A 548-nucleotide genomic window follows, 5' to 3' on the forward strand; every position below is an offset into this window, starting at 1 on the left:
ATGCGTGTAGTTTTAGGTGTATGCCTCGTGCTGGGTGGGTGAAGCCGGAGTCGGATCGTCGGTTGTCGGATGTGGTGTCGGTGGGTGTGGTGACCAGGGTGTTTCCGCCTGATCTTGTCGATGAGGTGATCGCGTCGGCGGGTCGGACCGAGGTGCGTCATCGTGCGTTGCCGGCGCGGGTGATGGCGTATTTTTCGATTGGGATGGCGTTGTATTCCGATGGCTCGTATGAGGATGTGTTGTCGCAGCTCACGGATGGTTTGTCGTGGGCGTCGGGGTGGCAAGAGTCGTATCGCGTGCCGGGGAAGTCGGCGATTTTTCAGGCTCGGGAGCGGTTGGGGTCGGCGCCGATGAAGGCGTTATTCGAGCGGGTGGCGGTCCCGGTGGGGACGTCGTCGACGCCGGGTGTGTGGGTGGCGGGTCGGCGGCTGGTCGCGGTGGACGGAACCTGTCTTGATGTGGCCGACACGCCGGTCAACGACGAGTTCTTCGGTCGGGCCGGGGTGAATAAGGGTGAGCGGGCTGCGTTTCCGCTGGCACGGGTGGTG

Annotated in this window: 1 protein-coding gene; it reads left to right on the forward strand. The window is 63.7% G+C overall.

What is annotated here, in order from left to right:
* Positions 1-20: 20 nt before the first annotated feature.
* Positions 21-548: transposase domain-containing protein (locus tag IEW22_RS19880; protein ID WP_188589152.1), on the forward strand; the 528-nt coding region annotated here is incomplete at its 3' end.

Origin of the sequence: Gordonia jinhuaensis, from assembly GCF_014639795.1 — a bacterium.
Taxonomy (GTDB): Bacteria; Actinomycetota; Actinomycetes; order Mycobacteriales; family Mycobacteriaceae; genus Gordonia_B; species Gordonia_B jinhuaensis.